This window comes from Halanaerobium sp. ST460_2HS_T2, assembly GCF_003337665.1.
Lineage (GTDB): Bacteria > Bacillota > Halanaerobiia > Halanaerobiales > Halanaerobiaceae > Halanaerobium > Halanaerobium kushneri.
In genome coordinates this window covers 1-2,521 of the sequence record NZ_QPJF01000068.1, presented here as the reverse complement: position 1 = coordinate 2,521, position 2,521 = coordinate 1, and the positions used below count along the sequence as shown (strand labels likewise).

The 2,521-nt window shown below is 32.1% G+C and carries 2 protein-coding genes; both read left to right on the top strand.

Annotated elements, in window-relative coordinates; genetic code table 11:
• Positions 1 to 114: 114 nt before the first annotated feature.
• The gene (gene istA / locus DFR80_RS15045) at positions 115 to 1,692 is read left to right on the top strand and encodes an IS21 family transposase (protein WP_076545373.1); all 1,578 of its coding nucleotides are present in this window, start codon (positions 115 to 117) and stop codon (positions 1,690 to 1,692) included.
• Entirely contained in the window at positions 1,692 to 2,447 is a 756-nt protein-coding gene (gene istB / locus DFR80_RS15040; protein WP_076545374.1) for an IS21-like element helper ATPase IstB, read from the top strand. Before istA ends, istB begins: the two co-directional genes overlap by 1 nt.
• Positions 2,448 to 2,521 lie beyond the last annotated feature (74 nt).

Sequence of the window (2,521 nt, the reverse complement as noted above, 5' to 3'; positions counted from 1 at the left end):
AACTGTATATGATAATTTAAAAGTGACCCAGGATAATAATTTAAAATTGACCCGTTTAAATAGATAATATAAACTGTCCATAATAAAAACATAAATTATGGGCAGGTGAAAAAGGTGATAAAATTGAATGAAAAAGCCGAAATTCTAATTAAACATTTTGTCGAGGGTCAATCAATTAGAAAAATAGCTAGAGAGTCAGAATTTTCAAGAAATACTATCCGAAAATATATCCGAGATCATGAAGAAAAACTTCAGAATCTGGATAAAGCAAAATCCAGAGATGAAATATTAACCTTAATTGAATCTCTGGTAGAAACTCCTGAGTATGACAGCTCCAATCGTAATAAATATAAAATGAATGAAGCTATAAAAAAAGATATTGATTACTGCATTAAAGAAAACAAAAAACGGCGAGCAACAGGTATGCGTAAGCTGCAGCGTAAAAAAATTGATATTCATGAGTATTTGCTAGGTAAAGGTCATGATATCAGCTACTCAACAGTCTGTAACTACATTAGAAACACCTACGAAAATGCAGCTAAAGAAGCATATATAAAACAGCTCTATCATGAAGGAGAATCACTTCAGTTTGACTATGGTGAAGCCAATTTAGAAATTGCAGGTAAAAATAAAACTCTTAATATGGCTCTATTCACAACTGGTTTTGGTTTTCATCACTATGGTAAATTCTATGCCAATAAAAAGATGACTTCATTTTTAGATGCCCATGTTAAAGCATTTGGGAACTTCAATGGAGTATATCATGAAGTAGTCTATGATAATTTAAAGCAGGCTGTAAAAAGATTTGTTGGACCTTCTGAAAAAGAAGCTACTGAGGATCTAGTTAAGCTTTCTCTCTACTATGGCTTTAAATACCGCTTTTGTAACGCATATCGCGGTAATGAAAAAGGTAAAGTAGAAAAAGGTGTTGATTTTGTCAGGCGACGAATCTTCTCTCAGAAAACAAGCTTTGCATCCATAGAAGAAGCTAATGAATATCTTGCTGCAGGATTAAAGAGATTGAATGCAATGAAAAAAGCTGAATTAGATAACAAATCACCATATGAACTATGGCAGCAGGAAATACCATATCTACTGCCTTTAAAGCCTCCATATGAGGCCTGCAGAGAAAGAGAATGTAGAGTCAATAAATACAGCTTTGTAACCTTTGAGCAGAATAAATATTCTGTACCTGATCATCTTGTTGGAAGATTTGTTAACAGCAGAATTTACTCAGATTATATAAAAATATACTACAACGATGAGCTGGTAGCAAAGCATCAAAGACTATATGAAGTTCATAAATGCAGTATTGAAATTGAACATTATCTTTTAACTCTAAAAAGAAAGCCTGGTGCATTGAAAAACTCCCTAGCTTTTCATCAAATGGCACCAGACCTTAAAGAGATATATGAATTATACTACGATAATTATACCAGAAAAACTAAAGAATTCATAGAACTTTTAGAACTAGTAAGTGAGAAAGGGCTGGCTGAAATAAAAAAAGCTATAGCTATTCTTTCTAAAAATAAAAAGTCCATGGTGACAACTGCTAATATCAAAGTATTAGTTCAAAAGGAGAATACTCCTGATGTTTCGATTTCCAGTGAAATAAATGAGAATTCTCTGGAACTGTTAAAAAAGTGGGATACTATGTTTAGTCTCCAAAATCATCAGGAGGTGATCCAGTAATGAATAAAGAAATCATCTTAGAAACTAAAAATTACATCAAGGAACTAAAGATTGCTGGTATTAGAAACGATTTAAATCAGAAACTGGCTGAAGCCTATCGTGAAAATATACCTTACGAAGAATTATTAAGAGATCTTTTTAGGGATGCATATGATATGCGTAAAGAAAATGGCCGCAAAAATAGAATTAAAAATGCTAAATTTCCATACAAAAAGTATCTGGATACGCTAATTATAGATTATCTACCTGAAAGCGCTAAAGCTAAGTTTAAAGAATTAAAATCGCTTAAATTTATTGAAGAAAACAGAAATATAATATTTTCAGGAAATCCAGGAACTGGTAAAACCCACCTGTCTATAGGCCTTGGTATCAAGGCCTGTAATGAGGGCTACAAAGTCTTTTTTGCAACAGTACCACAGTTTATCAATCAATTAAAAGAAACTCAGAGTGAAAGAAGATTAACTAATTTTGAATCTAAATTTCAGAAATATGATTTAATAATTTTAGATGAATTAGGTTACATCTCTTTTGATCAGAAAGGAAGTGAGCTTTTATTCTCCTTTCTTTCCCTAAGAGCAGAGCGTAAATCTACTATCATAACTTCCAATCTCTCATTTGAGAGGTGGAATGAGGTATTTAATGATCCAGCATTAACAGCAGCTATGGTAGATAGGTTGACTCACAAATCATATGTAATCAATATGAATGGTAATTCTTACCGAATGAAAGAAACTGAAGAGTGGCTGGGTCAATAAAATTAATATTATTTTTTGCTTACCCGGGTCAATTTTCAATTAATAAAAGGGTCAAATTTCACTTGACAAAAACA